Source organism: Bacillus cereus group sp. MYBK30-2, assembly GCF_051915945.1.
GTDB lineage: Bacteria > Bacillota > Bacilli > Bacillales > Bacillaceae_G > Bacillus_A > Bacillus_A paramycoides.
In genome coordinates, this window is record NZ_JBQAFR010000007.1 from 105,766 (window position 1) to 122,432 (window position 16,667).

Genomic DNA, 16,667 nt, shown 5'->3' on the forward strand with positions numbered 1-16,667 from the left:
TATTAAGGTTTATATTTTAATAGTTTTACTTTATATTAAGTTAATTAAGAAAGGTGATGTTAATGAAAAGATATTGGCACAAGATATCATTTCTTCAAAAAAATGTATTTTTAACTGTATTAGTTATTTTGACGCTTGTTGGTACTATGGGAGCGTTAAGCTTTAACATGTTTCAAAATAGTATGATGTCTTTATTTGAACGGCATTCTTTTGAAACAGGAGATACGGTATTACATAAATTAGACGCAGAAATAGTGAGAGATGTTGAAAAAGACCCAACGGCACAAAGAGAAAAGAGAGAGAAGTTAACAGAGCAATTAGATGAAGTAACGAAAGAATTGAACAGTGTTGGACAAACGTATGTTGTTGGAGCAAAAACAAATGAAAAAGGTGAGTTACAAATCGTCGGTTTGGCTACAGGATTAGCAAATGTTGTTCAAGTAAAGCCAGGAGACTATTATAAACAACCAGATCGTTGGATGAAAGCATATGATAAAGTAATGAGCACGAAAAAAGCAAACATGACAGAAGTATATGAAGACGAATTAGGATCATGGGTAACGATATTAGAGCCAATTAAAGATGGAGAAGAAAATATTGTCGCAATTGTTGCCGCTGATGTAGATGCCTCTATTGTTCCTAGTACAAAGAAAAAATTTATTATACAAGGTTTAATGTTTATTTGTATTTCTGTTTTAATTGCAACTGTTATTCAATTCTTAATTGTGCGTAACGCACTTGCTCCATTGCGAGATTTACGTGAAGGCTTGCGCAAAGTGGGGGAAGGAGATTTAAGTATTAAATTAGAGGAAAGAGCAGATGATATTGGTATTATTAATACCTATTTTAATAATACAATCGAGAAGTTTAAAGGAATTATAGATAAAGTGAAGCAGACAGCAGAACAGGTTTCCTCATCTTCACAAGAATTGTCAGTGAGTACGAAAGAGAATAGCATGGCAGTTCAAGAAATCATAAGTTCTATGGTTGGGTTAAGAGCTGGCGCTCAGTCTCAAGAAATTTCAGTACAACAGTATTTAGGTATTGTATATGAAATGGAAGATAAGATGGAAGAGATAGCGAATGCTGCAAAACAAATGGCGACAGCGTCTGAAGGTATGGAGCATCATTCAGTAAAAGGAAATGGTGTTATTGAACAGGCGATTAATCAAATGAGCATAATACAAAATGCAGTACAAGATTTATCTTCTATCATTTATTCTTTGGAAACAAGATCGAAAGAAATTAGTGATATTGTAACTGTAATTACAGGTATTTCAAATCAAACTAATTCGCTAGCTTTAAATGCTTCTATTGAAGCTTCACGTGCTGAGGTAACCGGAAGGGGATTTGCCGTTGTTGCTGATGAAGTGCGTAAATTAGCAGAGCAGACGGAAGCATCAGCAAAAGATATAGCAAAATTAATAGGAGAAACACAAGATGAAACGGAAGAAGCTGTTGTTTTAATGCAAAAAGGTTCAAAAGAAGTAGAATCTGGAATTAAACTTGTTCAAAGTAGTGGTGCTTTCTTTGAAAAAATTTCAAAATCAGCACAATCCGTTACAAATCAAGTTAGAGCTGTTTCTAGCAATTCAAGTGATATACTGCAAAATAGCCAAAATATTGTTCGTGTTGTAAATGAACTATCACATGTCGCAAATACGTATGCGAATAGTAGTAGTAATATTGAAGAGGGGATGAAAGAACAGGAAATGTCTGTACAAGATATTGCCGAATTAGCTACTTCTTTAAGCTGGCTTTCACAGGAGTTACAAGAGTTAATTGGGGAATTTAAAAGTTAAAATTTAAATGAAATGATTATGCATGCTTTTGTTTGTTCAATAAAATAAATCATGCTACAATGAAAATGAATTAATGACCGGGGAGCCAATTGGCTGAGAGGATGTAAATAAACATCGACCCTCAACCTGATCTGGATAATGCCAGCGTAGGGAGTTACTTAAAGTGATGTAGCATATGTTATTCTATAATAACTTGCATACAAGGCTTTCCTACGCAGTAGGAAAGCCTTTTCTTGTTTTAAAATTTAATTTCATAAGGGGGATTTTAATATGTCACAACAAGTTACAATGTCATTTTCAGTAGTACCGCAAGCGAAAACAAAAGATGTATATTCTGTTGTTGATAAAGCAATTGAAGTTGTACAACAATCGGGAGTTCGTTATGAAGTAGGGGCAATGGAAACAACGCTGGAAGGAGAATTAGATGTACTTCTTGATGTCGTTAAACGTGCACAACAAGCTTGCGTCGATGCTGGAGCAGAAGAAGTTATCACTTCTATTAAAATTCACTATCGTCCAAGTACGGGCGTAACGATTGACGAAAAGGTTTGGAAGTACCGTGATGAATATGCAAAACCAGAAGCGATCTAAAATAATTACAACAATTTGGCTTATCCTTCTCATTGCTATATGGGAAGGATCTGTTTCGTTATTTAAAATTGAGCCGTGGATTTTACCAAAGCCTTCTGCAATTGTACAAGAATTAATTGGAATGAAAGATTTATTATTACCAAACACAATACAAACGTTACAAGAAGTTGTTATTGGATTGTTTTTTGCGATATTACTCGGAACGAGCATTGCTATCATTATGGATGTTATTCCTTTATTTCGGATTTTAATGAATCCGTTGCTTGTTATTTCGCAAACAATTCCAATCGTTGTGCTCGCGCCATTATTTATTATTTGGTTTGGGTACGGAATGTTGCCAAAGGTAATGGTTGTTATTCTTGTTTGTTTCTTCCCAATTGCGCTTAGCATTTTAGAAGGCTTCCAAACGGTAGATAAAAATATGCTGAAGTTGTTACAAACGATGAAGGCGACAAAGTGGCAAATTTATCAGAAAGTGAAATTTCCAGCAGTGCTTCCATACTTTTTCTCAGGTTTAAAAATTGCCGTTACATATAGTGTGATGGGAGCGATTATTGGGGAGTGGCTTGGAGCGAGTGAAGGGTTAGGTGTTATGCTCACAAGAGCGACAAAATCCTTTTTAACAGCTCGTGTATTTGGTGTTGCAGCGATTATCGTCATGGTGACATTATTCCTGTACTTTATTGTTGAATTTATGGCAAGAATAACAGCACCATGGATATACAGAAAGGGCGGCAGAAAATGAAAAAAGGTTTAAAAATTATGTTAGCTGCATTATTAGCAGTTGGTGTTGCCGGATGTAATGCGGCGAAGAAAGAAGAGAGCACAAGCAAAGAAAAGAAAGTGAAAGTCGTTTTAGATTGGTTCCCAAATACAAACCATACTGGTTTATATGTGGCGAAGACTAAAGATTATTATAAAAAACAAGGGTTAGATGTAGAAATCATTCAACCAGGTGATAATGTTACGGCCGAACAAATGATAGCTTCAGGAAAAGCGGATTTTGCGATAAGTGCACAAGAAAATGTAACATTGGCTCGCGTTGAAGGTATTCCTGTTGTTTCGGTCGGTGCAATTATTCAACATAATACATCTGCTTTTGCATCGTTAAAGAAAGATAATATTGCTTCAGCGAAAGATTTTGAAGGTAAACGTTATGGTGGCTGGGGAGGACCAGCAGAAGAAGCGACGTTAAAGACAATTATGGATAAACATCAAGCTGATTTTAATAAAGTTGAAAAAATTATTCTTGGACAAACAGATTTCTTTAAATCAATCGGTCGTGATGCAGACTTTGAATGGATTTATTATGGATGGGATGGAATTGAAGCGAAGCGTCAAGGAAAAGAGTTAAATACAATTATGGTGAAAGACTTAGATCCAGCGCTCGATTTCTATAGTCCTGTCATTATTACAAGTGAAAAACATACGAAGCAAGATAAAGATTTTGTGAAAAAGTTTATGACTGCAACGACGGAAGGTTATAATTTTGCAATTAAAGAACCGAAAGAAGCTGCTGATATTTTAATTAAAGCTGTTCCAGATGTGAATAAAGAATTAGTACAAGAAAGTCAAAAGTGGTTAAGTACAAAGTATCAAGATGATGCAAAAGCGTGGGGAGTACAGAAGGAAGAGATTTGGACGAATTACATGAATTTCTTATATGACAACAAAGTTATTAAAAAGAAAATTGATGTAAAAGATGCTTTTACAAATGAATTCCTTCCAAGTGAAAAATGAGTGGATTACAAATAAAAGATATTGTAAAAGCTTTCGATGGAAAGAATGTATTAGCAAATATTAGTGCTTCCATACAAGAGGGAGAGTTTGTCTCCTTTGTAGGCCCAAGTGGTTGTGGAAAAAGCACATTATTAAATATGATTGCGAGTGTTGAACAACCAACGAACGGAGAAGTGTTTTATAACGAGAATCATGTAAAAAAACAAGATGTTGTTAGTTATATGCCACAACAAGATTTATTACTACCGTGGCGATCTGCTTTGCAAAATATAGTTCTTCCATTAGAAATCGAAGGGAAGCCTAAAAAACAAAGGCTGACAGAAGGAATGGAAGCATTAAAGCAGTTTGAGCTAGATGAATATGCAAATCATTATCCAGATGAGCTATCAGGTGGAATGCGTCAAAGAATTAGTTTCCTTCGCACATATTTATGTGAAAAGCCAATTATGCTACTCGATGAGCCTTTTGGAAAATTAGATGCATTTACAAAAATGGAAGTGCACAGTTGGCTTTTAAATTCTTGGCATCAAGAAAAGCAGACAATTGTTATGGTTACACATGACTTAGATGAGGCAATTTTGCTTTCTGATCGCGTATTTATTTTATCTCAAAGACCGGCATCAATTGTTGGAGAGGTACAAGTGAAATTACCTCGACCGCGAACGATGGATATGTTAACATCTCTGGAGTTAAAGAAAGATAAGGAAGAAATTTTAAGAGTATTGGCTCCTTATATGAAAAAATAGAAAAAGCCTCTTAACAGTTTTAGTATAATTACTGTTAAGAGGCTTTTTTGCAAAACATGAAATGAATAAGAAGGAACAAAAGGAAAAATAGCGAATAGAATATAACAGAGTAGTTTATACTCGTAATATAACAAATGTAAAAGGAGTGAAAGGATAAAATGACTTTATCGACTGTTCTTCAAATGGTTTTAGCTTGATATGGGAGAAGTCTGCCCATTTTTAAAGATTAAGCTAAATTGAAGACAGCAGGTAAAGAACCTTAATCCTTTTTTACGATAATAAATTGTAATGGGTAAGGTGTATTCACCTTACCCATTTTTATATGTACAACTAAATAAGGCTTTATACTGTTGTTCTCTCTATTTAGCTTATGAACTATAAGTAGAGGAGAGAGATAAAATGAGTATATTAACAGTAGAAAATGTAAGCCATTCATATGGTGAGAAAACTATTTTATATAATGCATGTTTTCGATTATTAAAGGGCGAACATGTTGGGTTAGTAGGGAAAAATGGAATTGGAAAATCAACATTGTTACGCCTGTTAACAGGAGAGCTTATACATGATGATGGGAAAATTGAATGGTTTCCACATGTGAAGGTTGGCTTTTTACAGCAACATATGGATTTACAAGAAGGTATAACAATTGAAGAATACTTGCAAAGTGCATTTTCTAATTTGTATGCGATTGAATGTGAAATGTTAAAAATTACAGAAGAGATGGCTACAACGGAAGAGATAGGGAAGCTATTAGTAAAGTATGGCGAGCTACAAACGATACTTGAAGGTTCTAATTTTTATCAAATTCATACAGAAATTGAAGAAGTAGCAACCGGTTTAGGCTTGTTTGAAATAGGGATGGAAAAGGATGTTTCAAAGTTAAGTGGTGGTCAGCGGACAAAGTTATTACTTGGAAAACTCCTTTTAGAGAAAGCGGATGTTTTATTATTAGATGAGCCAACTAACTATTTAGATACAGCGCATATAGAATGGTTGCAATCGTATTTAAAAATGTATGAAAAAGCTTATATTATCATTTCGCACGACGAGGCATTTTTGAACAATATTACGAATGTTATTTATCATCTAGAAGAACGAAAGGTTAAGCGCTATGTAGGAGATTATGAAGCCTTTTTGCAAAGTTATCAATTACAAAGGAAACAATTACAAGCGGCGTATGCGAAACAACAAAAAGAAATTGCACATTTAGAAACCTTTATTCAAAAAAATAAAATTCGAAAAGCGAAACAAGCAAAAAGTCGTGAGAAGGTATTAGAGAAAATGCAAAAGGTCGAAAAGGTTAACGATGTACCTCGTGCGCGTTTTGATTTTAATGTTTATACTGAGCCAGTGAGTCGTATATTACAGGTAGAGAAATTGAAAATTGGTTATGGTGAACCGTTATTTCCAGAATTGGATTTTCAAGTGAAAAAAGGGGAAAAGATTGCAATTGTTGGTCATAATGGGGTTGGAAAAACAACAGTGTTAAAAACATTACTAGGACAAATAAAGCCGTTAAGCGGTTCAGTTTTTATTGGTGAACGGGTAAAACCAGCTTATTTTGCACAAGAGGAATTCGCTTCAGAAATAACTGCACTAGAAAGAGTATGGGCAGGGAGACCAGATATGACAAGAAAAGAAATCCGACAAGCATTAGCAAAGTGCGGATTGAAAGAAGATCATGTTTTAAAACCTATCCATTTATTAAGTGGAGGGGAACAAACGAAAGTACGATTATGCGAACTTATCGTAACTCAAAGCAATGTTTTAATTTTAGATGAACCAACTAACCATTTAGATACAGAGACTAAGATGGCTTTGCAGGAAGCGTTAAAACAATATAAAGGTACGGTTTTAATTGTTTCACATGAGCCCTCTTTCTATAAAGCGTGGATAACAAAAGTATGGAATATTGAAGAATGGAACGTTTAAAAATAATCACAAAGAAAAGGCATTAGCTTTTATGAGCTAATGCCTTTTCTTTGTAATTAACATGATTTTCGAGAACTCTTACATGAGAATTGTATGAAGAAGCACTCTTATGGTGCGCTTATAAGCGTGCTTTTTCTGCGATTATATTTATAATAATACTAGATGCCTTTCCCTAATAGGCCACTATCTTTCTTTGTATATATATAGATAGTTTGAAGTGGAATAAAAATTATTCCTATATGTAAAGGATAATGTGATTAGTATGGGAAGACAATAGCAATTAAAGGAAATTCATGTAAAATTCAGCTGAGCTTCATACAAACTTCATATTAGAAACTAAATATAAATATAATAGATTATTAGAATGTTGTTTTTTTACTTTTTATAAAATTAAAAGTTTGAATTTAGGAATTAACGTTAAAACCTAAACGTAACCTTATTGAAATAATTAAATAAGGTTACGTTTAGTTTTCACTAATGACTGCATTTAAAAGTTCAGCAGGATTTCCTGTTCCCGCGCCTCTGATTGTAACGGATCCACCCGGAGGAATTTCGCCACTCCATCCTACATTAGTAATTACATAACGATTATTTGTTTTACTACTAATTTTAGAATCCAAAACTTGTGTGTCTTTGCTATTGCGTAATGTAGCAGAAAATTGCAATTTCATGTAAAATAATAGTAAAAATATGTAAAGGAGGGAATGGTGTGGATGTGTTTTTGAATATTGCTGAAGAAAAAATTCGTCAAGCAATACGGAATGGAGATCTCAATAATATTCCGGGAAAAGGAAAACCACTACAATTAGAAGACCTTTCAATGGTACCTCCAGAATTAAGAATGAGTTATAAAATATTGAAAAATGCGGGTATGATTCCACCAGAAATGGAATTGCAAAAAGATATATTAAAAATAGAGGATTTAATCGCTTGCTGTTATGATGAGGTTGAGAGAATACAATTACAAGAAGAATTAACAGCAAAAACTTTGCGTTTTCAGCAGTTAATGGAAAAGCGAAAGATTAAAGACAATTCAGCATTTCGTATGTATCAAGATAAAGTATTTCGTAAATTACGTTAAGAGGGATAAGATGAATCATTTTCAAACGGTAGAAGAATTAGCGACATATATTGAAGAACAGCAATTAGTACTTCTGTTTATAAAAACGGAAAATTGTGGTGTTTGTGATGTTATGTTAAGGAAAGTAAATTATGTATTAGAGGATTATGATTACGTAAAGAAAGTAGAGGTTTTACTACAAGACATGCAAGAGATTGCGGGTCGATATTTAGTATTTACAGGGCCGACAGTTCTATTATTTCATGAAGGGAAGGAGATTCTTCGGGAATCTCGCTTTATTTCACTTGAAAATATAGAGAGAGTACTTCAATTGTTAGAAAAATAAGGGAGGTTTTTATATGGGATTTGTTATTGCAGCATTACTATTTTGTATTTTAATTTGGATGATTGCAGCATCAGTTAAATCAAATAACCGAAGAGTAAACCTTACTAAAAAAAGTAATGCACATAATATTTCTAACACCTCATCACCATCATTTTTCTTTGCTGGATCTGATAGTAATAGTTCACATGATGGTGGTCATTCGCATGATTGCGGAGGATCTTTTGGCGGAGATAGTGGAGGTAGCTGCGATGGAGGCGGCGGTGGTGATTGATGAGAAATACGCCTTATACGGGCGTATTTCTTTTTAAACAAACGTTTGATTAAAGTTTCACTTTATTAGTGTCGAAATAATTATCGAAAGGGAGCGATATCTGCTCCCTTTTTCTTTGGCAACTTTTTGACAACTATATGTACCAACTATATACTGATGTTGTAAAAATAATTTTACAGGTTAGGGGAAATAATGTGAAAAATCAAATCTATGAATTACGCACTGAAAATAATATTTCACAAGGTGCATTAGCTGATAAGTGTAGCGTATCAAGACAGACGATAAATGCAATTGAGAATAATAAATATGACCCAAGTTTAGCATTAGCATTCCGTTTAGCCGAAGTATTAGGAACAACTGTCGATAAACTATTTTTGTATAAATTGTAGGGGGAGTAGTTGTTGGGGAAAGAGAAAATAAGTCTTTTAGTTACGGCATTAGTAGCTATAAGTACGCTAGCGTTTGCACTTTACTATTGGTTAACTGAACTTCAAGTAAACTGGTATGCACTATTTATTTGTAGTATCGCATTACATTATATGTTTAAAAGTTTGGTATCGCATAATGTTGAAGGGGCAACTGAGGAGAACGAAGATTTAGAAAAACATGTATTAAAAACAAGTGCAAATGTTACATATTATGTACTAGTTGTATTAATTTTTGGTTTGTTTTTCGCATCGGTAGGTTTTAATAAATGGATTGATTTTCATAACATACCGCTTCTGTTTGCGTTATGCGCTGCTATAGTTGTAAAGCCAGCTATAGAGTTTTTAATTGTAAGGCGTTATCGTTAAAAATAAAGAAAAAGATCCTCTTCTTGTGTGAAGAGGATCTTTTTCTTATATTGTTTTAGTTTTAGGGTTAGGTGGCGTAACGGACGTATCATTTTCAGGCACTCTAGTTAATAGGAATCCCCCGATAATAAATAGGACAATAACACTAAGGACACCAGCGTTAGTTTTTCCCGTTAATTGTGTTGTGACACCAACTAATACCGGACCCATAATTGCTGCGAATTTACCGAAGATATTATAGAATCCGAAGAATTCATTTGCAGATTCTTTCGGTACTAGTTTTGCGAAGTATGAACGGCTAAGTGCTTGAATTCCGCCTTGAGAAGTAGCAACTAGCATTGCTAAGATCCAGAAATCAAGTGTCGTTTTTAAGAAATAAGCATATGTGCAGATAATGATATAAATAATAATACCGACATATAGCATTTTTTTACCGGTAAATGTTTCCGATAATTTTCCGTATAATAAAGCGAATGGACAAGCGACAATTTGTGTTACAAATAAGATGATTAATAGATTAGTTGCACTAATACCGAGATCTGTTCCATAAGCGGTAGACATAGTAATAATTGTATCTACCCCGTCAATGTAGAAAAAGTAAGCTATTAGGAACATAAATACAGTTTTATATTCTTTAATATTTTTAAAAGTATTAGCAAGGCGTTTGAAGCTCATTGCAATTGGTCTTGGCTGACGTTCAATATAGTGTGTTTGCTCTACATTTTTTAGCATTGGAATTGTAAATAGTCCCCACCAAAGAGCTGTTATTGCAAAGGAAATTTGACTAGCAATGCCGACCGATAAGGGGATAGTTCCTTTTTGAGCAAGAATAATAAGAGCAATACAACCGATAAAAGGAATTGTACTCCCAATATAACCTAATGCAAAACCTCTCGTAGAAATTCGGTCCATTCTATCTTTAGAGGTAACATCTACTAAAAATGCATCATAAAAAATATTTGCCCCAGCAAAGCCGACTAATGCGAGCATATAGCAACCTAGTAATAAGTACCACTGAGATGTTGGAACAACTGCTAGCATACTTGTAAATACGATACCGAGTCCAAAGAAGAATGTGAAAAATCGTTTTTTAAATCCTTTATAATCAGCAACTGTGCCGAGAATAGGAGCAAGTATAGAAATTAAAAGTGTAGCAAACGAGTTTGCATATCCCCAATAAGCTGTTGAAGTTGCACCAGATAGTCCAGCTTCTTTTGCAGCTGCTTTAAAGTAAATAGGAAATACTGCAGTTGTAATGACGAGCGAATATACCGAGTTTGCCCAATCATATAATATCCAGCTTTTTTCTTGCCTGGACATTCTTTTCATATAATGTTCCCCCTTAAATTTGTTCTACTAACAGTGTACAAAAATAAAAATTGTAAAAAGAGAAACAAGGATGATTTTTACATAACTTTTACATATATACACAGTTCTTTACAATTGAAGTAAATCCTCTACAATTGCTCCGTCTGTTTCGCCTAAGTGCAAACCTAGTAACCTAGCGATAGTGGGGCCTTCATCAATAAGTCTCATATACGGGATTGTAACGCCACTTTGAATACCTTTCCCAGCAGCCATAAAAATTGTTTCATAGTTAGGTTTTGTTGGGGAGTATCCGTGTGTTCCAAATGTATATCTTTTACTAGAAGTAACATCTTTTTTAGTAATCTCTTTTATGAAATCACCTGTATAATTTTCAATGAAGTAATATCCTTCCATGGCTTCTAGCATAAATAAGCAATTACCATCAGCACCGCGTTCTTTTGCATCTTCATCGTGCAGGATAAATTCAATTCCATTTTGTTTATCCTGAAGAAGCTCTTCAAGAAGAAGTTGAATCTCTTTAATCGTTTCGGTGTCATTTTTATCTTTTACATGTACATAGGCAGATCCATCGCAGCTTTGGCAATAAGCTTTCCAATCTTGTATTTTTCCATTTTTATTTACGGATATAAGCCCTTTTTGACGGAATAGGACATTTAATTGGATTGCTTTATTTTCACTTAAAGCGCTATGATCGCCAAGTGCAATAATTGTACTTTCTTCGTATATACTACTTTCTTTTAATGCATGAATAATTTTTCCTAGACGTTCGTCGTGTCTATGGACTGCAGCTAGTGTTTCTTTAGACTCAAAGCCATGATAATGTCTTTGCGTGTCTAAATCAGTAAAATGTACAAACATAACATTAGGTTTTTTCGTCTGAATTGTATGGACAGCAGAAGCAAGGACGAAATCATCAAGCTCAGGCTGTGACAATCCATTTCGTATATGGCCAAAACGATGATTTAAATCTAATTGATATAGAGGACTACCGCTAAATAATGAAACTAGAATTTGATTTTGCCACGGTCTATTTGGAAAGATTTCTGGTAAATTGTAATCAATATTTGCTCTTCCAGTAACAGGCCATAGTAGGGCTGCTGTCGTTAAATTTGCTTTACGTGCTTCATCGTATAAAGTTGTTCCTTTAATGGACTTTCGATACCAATGCCAATCTGGTGACTCACGTCCTGGTTGAAGTAATGTATTACTGACGACGCCATGTTTATTAGGATAATTACCGGTTATAATTGTTGTATGACTCGGATATGTTACAGAAGGATAAATCGGCTCTACTTTTTCCGCAACAGCGCCCTTTTTTATTAAAGATTGGAAATTAGGGAGTTTTTGTAATATCGGAAGATCTAAAGCTGATAAACAGTCAAAAGATAATATGATGACGTGATTTGTTAATGCTTTATCCATAAAGTAGACCTCCTGATTATATAAAACCTATTCTTATATATTACTATTAATACCTGGTGATAAAAATATGTTTTTGAATAAAATTTATTGTTTATTTTCAGAAAACTTAAACATATAATGATTATAAGGGAATGAATGTAAGGAGGGAATACTATGGATTGGCTGGATGGCTTTGGTATCTTTTACATCATTGGTGGAATCACAATTTTCCTTGTATTTACAATTTCTTATTTACTAAAGAAACGTTTTCCAGACAAACAGTTTGATATTATATTTTCACTTATTTTAATACTTCTTTGTTTAGCTTTCTTTCCCGTTACAATGATCGTTATCGGTGGATGGGAAGGAATGGGATACGGATTTATTTGTTTCTTCGTTTTAATTGGTACACTTATTGGCATGGTTGCTCATCAACTTGTAAAAATCGTTCGGAAAAGTTATGTATAAAATAACAATAACTGAAAAGAATGTATAAAAATAAGAAAATTTACTCTTGTTTTGCAATAAAATTTATATTATGATATTCAACAAATTTATTTCGTTATAACGATGAAAAAGGACTAGTACATGTCTTACCTTTTTTGTAGAGAGAGAATCCTTTTGGCTGGAAGATTCTTAAAAAGGCGATATGGAACCTACCTTTGAGTTCTGCATATGCAGCGGGGAATTCCCGTTATCAAAAAGAGAGCATACTCAATTTTTTGTGTATGAATCAGGGTGGTAACGCCGACAAAGCTCGGTCCCTATTTGGGGACGCGGGCTTTTTTTATTTTCTAAAGGAGGAAGAGTGACTATGGCAAAAGAACAAGTACAGGCCATTACGAAGATGGAAGATGACTTTGCTCAGTGGTATACCGATATTGTGAAAAAAGCAGAGCTTGTTGATTATTCAAGTGTGAAAGGTTGTATGATTTTACGTCCATACGGTTATGCATTATGGGAAAATATGCAGAAAGTGATGGATGAAAAATTAAAAGCATCTGGTCATGAAAATGTGTATATGCCAATGTTTATTCCAGAGAGTTTATTACAAAAGGAGAAAGATCATGTTGAAGGATTTGCTCCTGAAGTGGCATGGGTTACTCATGGTGGGGATGAGAAATTAGCGGAAAGACTTTGTATACGTCCTACATCTGAAACTCTATTTTGTGAGCATTTTTCAAAAATTGTTCAATCATATAATGATTTACCAAAGTTATATAACCAGTGGTGTTCAGTAGTTCGTTGGGAGAAGACGACGAGACCATTCCTTCGTACAACTGAATTTTTATGGCAAGAAGGTCATACCATTCATGAAACAGCAGAAGAATCTCAAACTGAAACATTAAATATTTTAAATTTATATGCTGCTTTTTGTGAAGAGTATTTAGCAATTCCAGTTATTAAAGGGCAAAAAACAGAAAAAGAAAAGTTTGCAGGAGCGAAGGCAACCTATACGATTGAAAGTTTAATGCATGATGGAAAAGCGCTTCAGACAGGAACATCTCATAATTTTGGAACGAACTTCTCTGAAGCATTTGATATTAAGTTTTTAGACCGTAACGGTAAGTGGCAATACGTACATCAAACATCTTGGGGTGTATCAACAAGAATGATAGGTGGACTTATTATGGTTCATAGTGATAATAATGGACTTGTAATGCCACCGAAAGTGGCACCATTACAAGTTGTTATCGTTCCTATTGCTCAGCATAAAGAAGGTGTGTTAGAAAAAGCAACAGAGTTACAAGGCCGTATTCAGAAGGTTGCACGTGTAAAAATAGATGCTAGCAATAAAACACCTGGCTGGAAATTTAATGAGTATGAAATGAAGGGTATCCCAATTAGATTAGAAGTTGGTCCAAAGGATATTGAAAAGAATCAAGTAGTACTTGTAAGGCGAGATACGAAAGAAAAAGAGTTTATATCAATGGATCAATTAGAAGAACGTATTCCATCATTACTGGAGGAGATTCATCATTCTTTATTTAATAAAGCAAAAGCATTTCGAGATGAGAATACTTATAGTGTGATGAATTTCGAAGAGATGAAAAAAGCAGCTGATGAAAAGCAAGGCTTTATTAAAGCGATGTGGTGCGGAGAACTAACTTGTGAAGAAAAATTAAAAGAAGAAGTTGGAGTATCTTCACGTTGTATTCCGTTCGAACAAGAAAGTTTAGCGGACGAATGCATTTGCTGTGGTAAAGAAGCTAAGCACATGGTGTATTGGGGAAAAGCGTATTAATATTTTTGCATATAGATGATAAAAAGGACTTTGGATTGAATAATAAATTTCAATCCAAAGTCCTTTTATTTTAGTTTCATAATTTGTATCGTGTATTTTTTAGATGGAAGGATGTTGCTTTTTTATTTTGCATTTTTGCGACGAATAAATAGTACCATACCAATTAGGAATGTTGAAATCCCCATTAATACATCCTTTTGTAATATTTCATAGGGAAAAGGATTTTACACAAAAAACAATATATAGAAAAAGAAGTTCATAATTTTTATGTCCATATTCTAATATTCAAAATAAATATTCCGGAATGATATGTTAAGATTAATAGTAAGACGGATAAAAAAAAAGGGGGGCTGAAGAATATAGGATTGCTTATATTCTTATAAAAATTATGAAGCAAATAACAAAACAAATCATAACAGGTACATTTCTAGCAACAGCAGCATCTTTTGTTTCGACTCATGCCTTTGCAGAAAGTGATAATCTAGCGACAGTAAATGCAACAAACTTAAATATACGTGAACAACCTACAACTCAAGGTAAAGTTGTAGGAACAGTAAAACAAGGAACAACTGTACAAGTTTTAAGTCAGGAAAAAGAATGGGCTAAAATCTCTCATGATGGAAAAGAGGGGTATGTTTCATTACAATTTTTGAAATTGTCGGGTAAAACCCCAGGTGCTGAACAACAACAATCAACAATTAATAATGGACAAAAAGAAGAGGGAATCGTTACGGCGACTCGTTTGAATGTACGTAATAGTCCAGTTTTAGGTAGTTCAATGATTGGTTATGTTCAAAAAAATGAAAAAGTAACGGTATTAGGAAAAGCAAATGGTTGGGCAAAGATTGAATATAAAGGAAAAGAGGGGTATGTATCTTTAGAGTTTTTAAAATTTGGAGATGCAATTCAAACGCCTGACGCTTCTAGTCAAAAACAGCAGCAACCAACAATTAAAAATGGTGCAGAAGAAACAGGAACAATAAACGCGACAAGTTTACGAGTAAGAAGTGCGGCAAATACAAGTAGCGCAGTTCTAGGAAACTTAAAAAATGGCGAAAAAGTAACAGTGTTAGGAAAAGCAAACGGCTGGGCGAAAATCAATTATCAAGGAAAAGAAGGTTATGTGTCGTTAGAATTTGTAAAATTAGAAGCAGGAAAACAAGAAGAGAAACCAGCGGAAGAGATTACAAATGGGACACAAGAAGTAGGAACAATTAATGCGACAAGCCTCCGAGTAAGAAGTGCAGCGAATACAAGTAGTTCAATTTTAGGAAACTTAAAAAATGGTGAAAAAGTAACAGTGTTAGGAAAAGCAAACGGCTGGGCAAAAATCAGCTACCAAGGAAAAGAAGGCTATGTATCGTTAGAATTTGTAAAATTAGAAGCAGGAAAACAAGAAGAGAAACCGGCGGAAGAGATTACAAATGGAACGCAAGAAGTAGGAATGATCAATGCGACAAGTTTACGAGTAAGAAGTGCGGCAAATACAAGTAGCGCAGTTCTAGGAAACTTGAAAAATGGTGAAAAAGTAACAGTACTAGGAAAAGCAAACGGCTGGGCGAAAATCAATTATCAAGGAAAAGAAGGTTATGTGTCGTTAGAATTTGTAAAATTAGAAGCAGGAAAACAAGAAGAAAAGCCAGCGGAAGAGATTACAAATGGAACACAAGAAGTAGGAACAATTAACGCGACAAGCCTCCGAGTAAGAAGTGTGGCAAATACAAGTAGCGCAGTTCTAGGAAATTTGAAAAATGGTGAAAAAGTAACAGTATTAGGAAAAGCGAACGGCTGGGCGAAAATCAATTATCAAGGAAAAGAAGGCTATGTATCCTTAGAATTTGTAAAATTAGAAGTAGGAAAACAAGAAGAGAAACCAGCGGAAGAGATTACAAATGGAACACAAGAAGTAGGAACAATTAACGCGACAAGCCTCCGAGTAAGAAGTGCAGCGAATACAAGTAGTTCAATTCTAGGAAACTTAAAAAATGGCGAAAAAGTAACAGTGTTAGGAAAAGCAAACGGCTGGGCAAAAATCAGCTACCAAGGAAAAGAAGGCTATGTATCGTTAGAATTTGTGAAATTAGAAGCAGGGAAACAAGAAGAAAAGCCAGCGGAAAACATTACAAATGGAACGCAAGAAGTAGGAATGATCAATGCGACAAGTTTACGAGTAAGAAGTGCGGCAAATACAAGTAGCGCAGTTCTAGGAAACTTAAAAAATGGCGAGAAAGTAACAGTATTAGGAAAAGCGAACGGCTGGGCAAAAATCAATTATCAAGGAAAAGAAGGCTATGTATCCTTAGAATTTGTGAAATTAGAAGCAGGGAAACAAGAAGAAAAGCCAGCGGAAAACATTACAAATGGAACGCAAGAAGTAGGAATGATCAATGCGACAAGTTTACGAGTAAGA

17 protein-coding genes, 1 riboswitch and 1 other annotated feature are annotated in these 16,667 nt (G+C 34.4%); of the genes, 14 read left to right on the plus strand and 3 right to left on the minus strand.

Annotated elements, in window-relative coordinates; translation table 11 throughout:
* The first annotated feature begins 62 nt into the window (after nt 1–62).
* From ACTFQM_RS24460 to ACTFQM_RS24485, 6 genes are all read left to right on the plus strand, one after another.
* Complete coding sequence (locus ACTFQM_RS24460) at nt 63–1,802, plus strand: methyl-accepting chemotaxis protein (RefSeq protein WP_440036636.1); 1,740 nt, start codon at nt 63–65, stop codon at nt 1,800–1,802.
* Nucleotides 1,803–1,870: 68 nt separating this feature from the next.
* A riboswitch (TPP riboswitch) is annotated at nt 1,871–1,972 on the plus strand.
* Nucleotides 1,973–2,072: 100 nt separating this feature from the next.
* The gene (locus ACTFQM_RS24465) at nt 2,073–2,393 is read left to right on the plus strand and encodes an MTH1187 family thiamine-binding protein (protein WP_000082906.1); all 321 of its coding nucleotides are present in this window, start codon (nt 2,073–2,075) and stop codon (nt 2,391–2,393) included.
* A complete protein-coding gene (locus tag ACTFQM_RS24470; RefSeq protein WP_002174682.1) occupies nt 2,365–3,138 on the plus strand; it encodes an ABC transporter permease in 774 nt (257 codons plus the stop codon). Before ACTFQM_RS24465 ends, ACTFQM_RS24470 begins: the two co-directional genes overlap by 29 nt.
* Nucleotides 3,135–4,133: an ABC transporter substrate-binding protein gene (locus ACTFQM_RS24475; RefSeq protein ID WP_002174683.1), complete on the plus strand. Its 999-nt coding sequence runs from the start codon at nt 3,135–3,137 to the stop codon at nt 4,131–4,133. Before ACTFQM_RS24470 ends, ACTFQM_RS24475 begins: the two co-directional genes overlap by 4 nt.
* Nucleotides 4,130–4,879: an ABC transporter ATP-binding protein gene (locus ACTFQM_RS24480; RefSeq protein WP_440036637.1), complete on the plus strand. Its 750-nt coding sequence runs from the start codon at nt 4,130–4,132 to the stop codon at nt 4,877–4,879. The genes ACTFQM_RS24475 and ACTFQM_RS24480 overlap by 4 nt, the downstream gene beginning before the upstream one ends.
* A gap of 399 nt (nt 4,880–5,278) precedes the next feature.
* A complete protein-coding gene (locus ACTFQM_RS24485; RefSeq protein ID WP_440036638.1) occupies nt 5,279–6,811 on the plus strand; it encodes an ABC-F family ATP-binding cassette domain-containing protein in 1,533 nt (510 codons plus the stop codon).
* 464 nt (nt 6,812–7,275) lie between these two features.
* Here the strand turns inward: ACTFQM_RS24485 and ACTFQM_RS24490 are convergent, their stop codons facing one another.
* Entirely contained in the window at nt 7,276–7,431 is a 156-nt protein-coding gene (locus ACTFQM_RS24490; protein ID WP_440036654.1) for a hypothetical protein, read from the minus strand.
* Between the two features lie 89 nt (nt 7,432–7,520).
* On the opposite strand from ACTFQM_RS24490, the gene ACTFQM_RS24495 reads away from it, so the two are divergent.
* From ACTFQM_RS24495 to ACTFQM_RS24515, 5 genes are all read left to right on the plus strand, one after another.
* Nucleotides 7,521–7,892, plus strand: a complete 372-nt coding sequence (locus ACTFQM_RS24495) for a DUF1992 domain-containing protein (RefSeq protein WP_440036639.1) — start codon at nt 7,521–7,523, stop codon at nt 7,890–7,892.
* Nucleotides 7,893–7,902: 10 nt separating this feature from the next.
* On the plus strand, nt 7,903–8,217 hold the full coding sequence (locus tag ACTFQM_RS24500; RefSeq protein WP_440036640.1) for a thioredoxin family protein: 315 nt from the start codon (nt 7,903–7,905) through the stop codon (nt 8,215–8,217).
* A gap of 13 nt (nt 8,218–8,230) precedes the next feature.
* Nucleotides 8,231–8,488: a hypothetical protein gene (locus ACTFQM_RS24505; RefSeq protein ID WP_440036641.1), complete on the plus strand. Its 258-nt coding sequence runs from the start codon at nt 8,231–8,233 to the stop codon at nt 8,486–8,488.
* A gap of 137 nt (nt 8,489–8,625) precedes the next feature.
* Nucleotides 8,626–8,877 carry a helix-turn-helix transcriptional regulator gene (locus tag ACTFQM_RS24510; RefSeq protein ID WP_440036643.1) on the plus strand — a complete coding sequence of 84 codons (252 nt, stop codon included), beginning with the start codon at nt 8,626–8,628 and terminating at the stop codon, nt 8,875–8,877.
* Between the two features lie 12 nt (nt 8,878–8,889).
* Nucleotides 8,890–9,282: a hypothetical protein gene (locus ACTFQM_RS24515; RefSeq protein ID WP_440036644.1), complete on the plus strand. Its 393-nt coding sequence runs from the start codon at nt 8,890–8,892 to the stop codon at nt 9,280–9,282.
* A gap of 45 nt (nt 9,283–9,327) precedes the next feature.
* Here ACTFQM_RS24515 and ACTFQM_RS24520 read toward each other — a convergent pair whose 3' ends face one another.
* The gene (locus tag ACTFQM_RS24520) at nt 9,328–10,611 is read right to left on the minus strand and encodes an MFS transporter (protein ID WP_327909970.1); all 1,284 of its coding nucleotides are present in this window, start codon (nt 10,609–10,611) and stop codon (nt 9,328–9,330) included.
* 108 nt (nt 10,612–10,719) lie between these two features.
* The gene (locus tag ACTFQM_RS24525) at nt 10,720–12,033 is read right to left on the minus strand and encodes an alkaline phosphatase family protein (RefSeq protein WP_440036645.1); all 1,314 of its coding nucleotides are present in this window, start codon (nt 12,031–12,033) and stop codon (nt 10,720–10,722) included.
* A 153-nt stretch (nt 12,034–12,186) separates the two neighbouring features.
* Here ACTFQM_RS24525 and ACTFQM_RS24530 point away from each other — a divergent pair, with 153 nt between their 5' ends.
* The 3 genes from ACTFQM_RS24530 to ACTFQM_RS24540 form a co-directional block, all read left to right on the plus strand.
* Nucleotides 12,187–12,480: a YesK-like family protein gene (locus tag ACTFQM_RS24530; protein ID WP_440036646.1), complete on the plus strand. Its 294-nt coding sequence runs from the start codon at nt 12,187–12,189 to the stop codon at nt 12,478–12,480.
* Between the two features lie 93 nt (nt 12,481–12,573).
* Nucleotides 12,574–12,781: a binding site (T-box leader), on the plus strand.
* A 45-nt stretch (nt 12,782–12,826) separates the two neighbouring features.
* Nucleotides 12,827–14,257 carry a proline--tRNA ligase gene (proS, locus tag ACTFQM_RS24535; RefSeq protein ID WP_440036647.1) on the plus strand — a complete coding sequence of 477 codons (1,431 nt, stop codon included), beginning with the start codon at nt 12,827–12,829 and terminating at the stop codon, nt 14,255–14,257.
* 388 nt (nt 14,258–14,645) lie between these two features.
* A partial coding sequence (locus ACTFQM_RS24540; RefSeq protein WP_440036648.1) for an SH3 domain-containing protein occupies nt 14,646–16,667 on the plus strand: 2,022 nt, incomplete at its 3' end.

Excerpts from the sequence above, each read along its gene's own strand:
- ACTFQM_RS24460 (WP_440036636.1), top strand. The coding sequence starts at position 63 with ATGAAAAGATATTGGCACAAGATATCATTTCTTCAAAAAAATGTATTT.
- ACTFQM_RS24470 (WP_002174682.1), top strand. The coding sequence starts at position 2,365 with ATGAATATGCAAAACCAGAAGCGATCTAAAATAATTACAACAATTTGG.
- ACTFQM_RS24475 (WP_002174683.1), top strand. The coding sequence starts at position 3,135 with ATGAAAAAAGGTTTAAAAATTATGTTAGCTGCATTATTAGCAGTTGGT.
- ACTFQM_RS24485 (WP_440036638.1), top strand. The coding sequence starts at position 5,279 with ATGAGTATATTAACAGTAGAAAATGTAAGCCATTCATATGGTGAGAAA.
- ACTFQM_RS24510 (WP_440036643.1), top strand. The coding sequence starts at position 8,626 with ATGTACCAACTATATACTGATGTTGTAAAAATAATTTTACAGGTTAGG.
- proS (WP_440036647.1), top strand. The coding sequence starts at position 12,827 with ATGGCAAAAGAACAAGTACAGGCCATTACGAAGATGGAAGATGACTTT.
- ACTFQM_RS24505 (WP_440036641.1), top strand. The coding sequence starts at position 8,231 with ATGGGATTTGTTATTGCAGCATTACTATTTTGTATTTTAATTTGGATG.
- ACTFQM_RS24520 (WP_327909970.1), bottom strand. The coding sequence starts at position 10,611 with ATGAAAAGAATGTCCAGGCAAGAAAAAAGCTGGATATTATATGATTGG.
- ACTFQM_RS24525 (WP_440036645.1), bottom strand. The coding sequence starts at position 12,033 with ATGGATAAAGCATTAACAAATCACGTCATCATATTATCTTTTGACTGT.
- ACTFQM_RS24465 (WP_000082906.1), top strand. The coding sequence starts at position 2,073 with ATGTCACAACAAGTTACAATGTCATTTTCAGTAGTACCGCAAGCGAAA.
- ACTFQM_RS24480 (WP_440036637.1), top strand. The coding sequence starts at position 4,130 with ATGAGTGGATTACAAATAAAAGATATTGTAAAAGCTTTCGATGGAAAG.
- ACTFQM_RS24530 (WP_440036646.1), top strand. The coding sequence starts at position 12,187 with ATGGATTGGCTGGATGGCTTTGGTATCTTTTACATCATTGGTGGAATC.
- ACTFQM_RS24500 (WP_440036640.1), top strand. The coding sequence starts at position 7,903 with ATGAATCATTTTCAAACGGTAGAAGAATTAGCGACATATATTGAAGAA.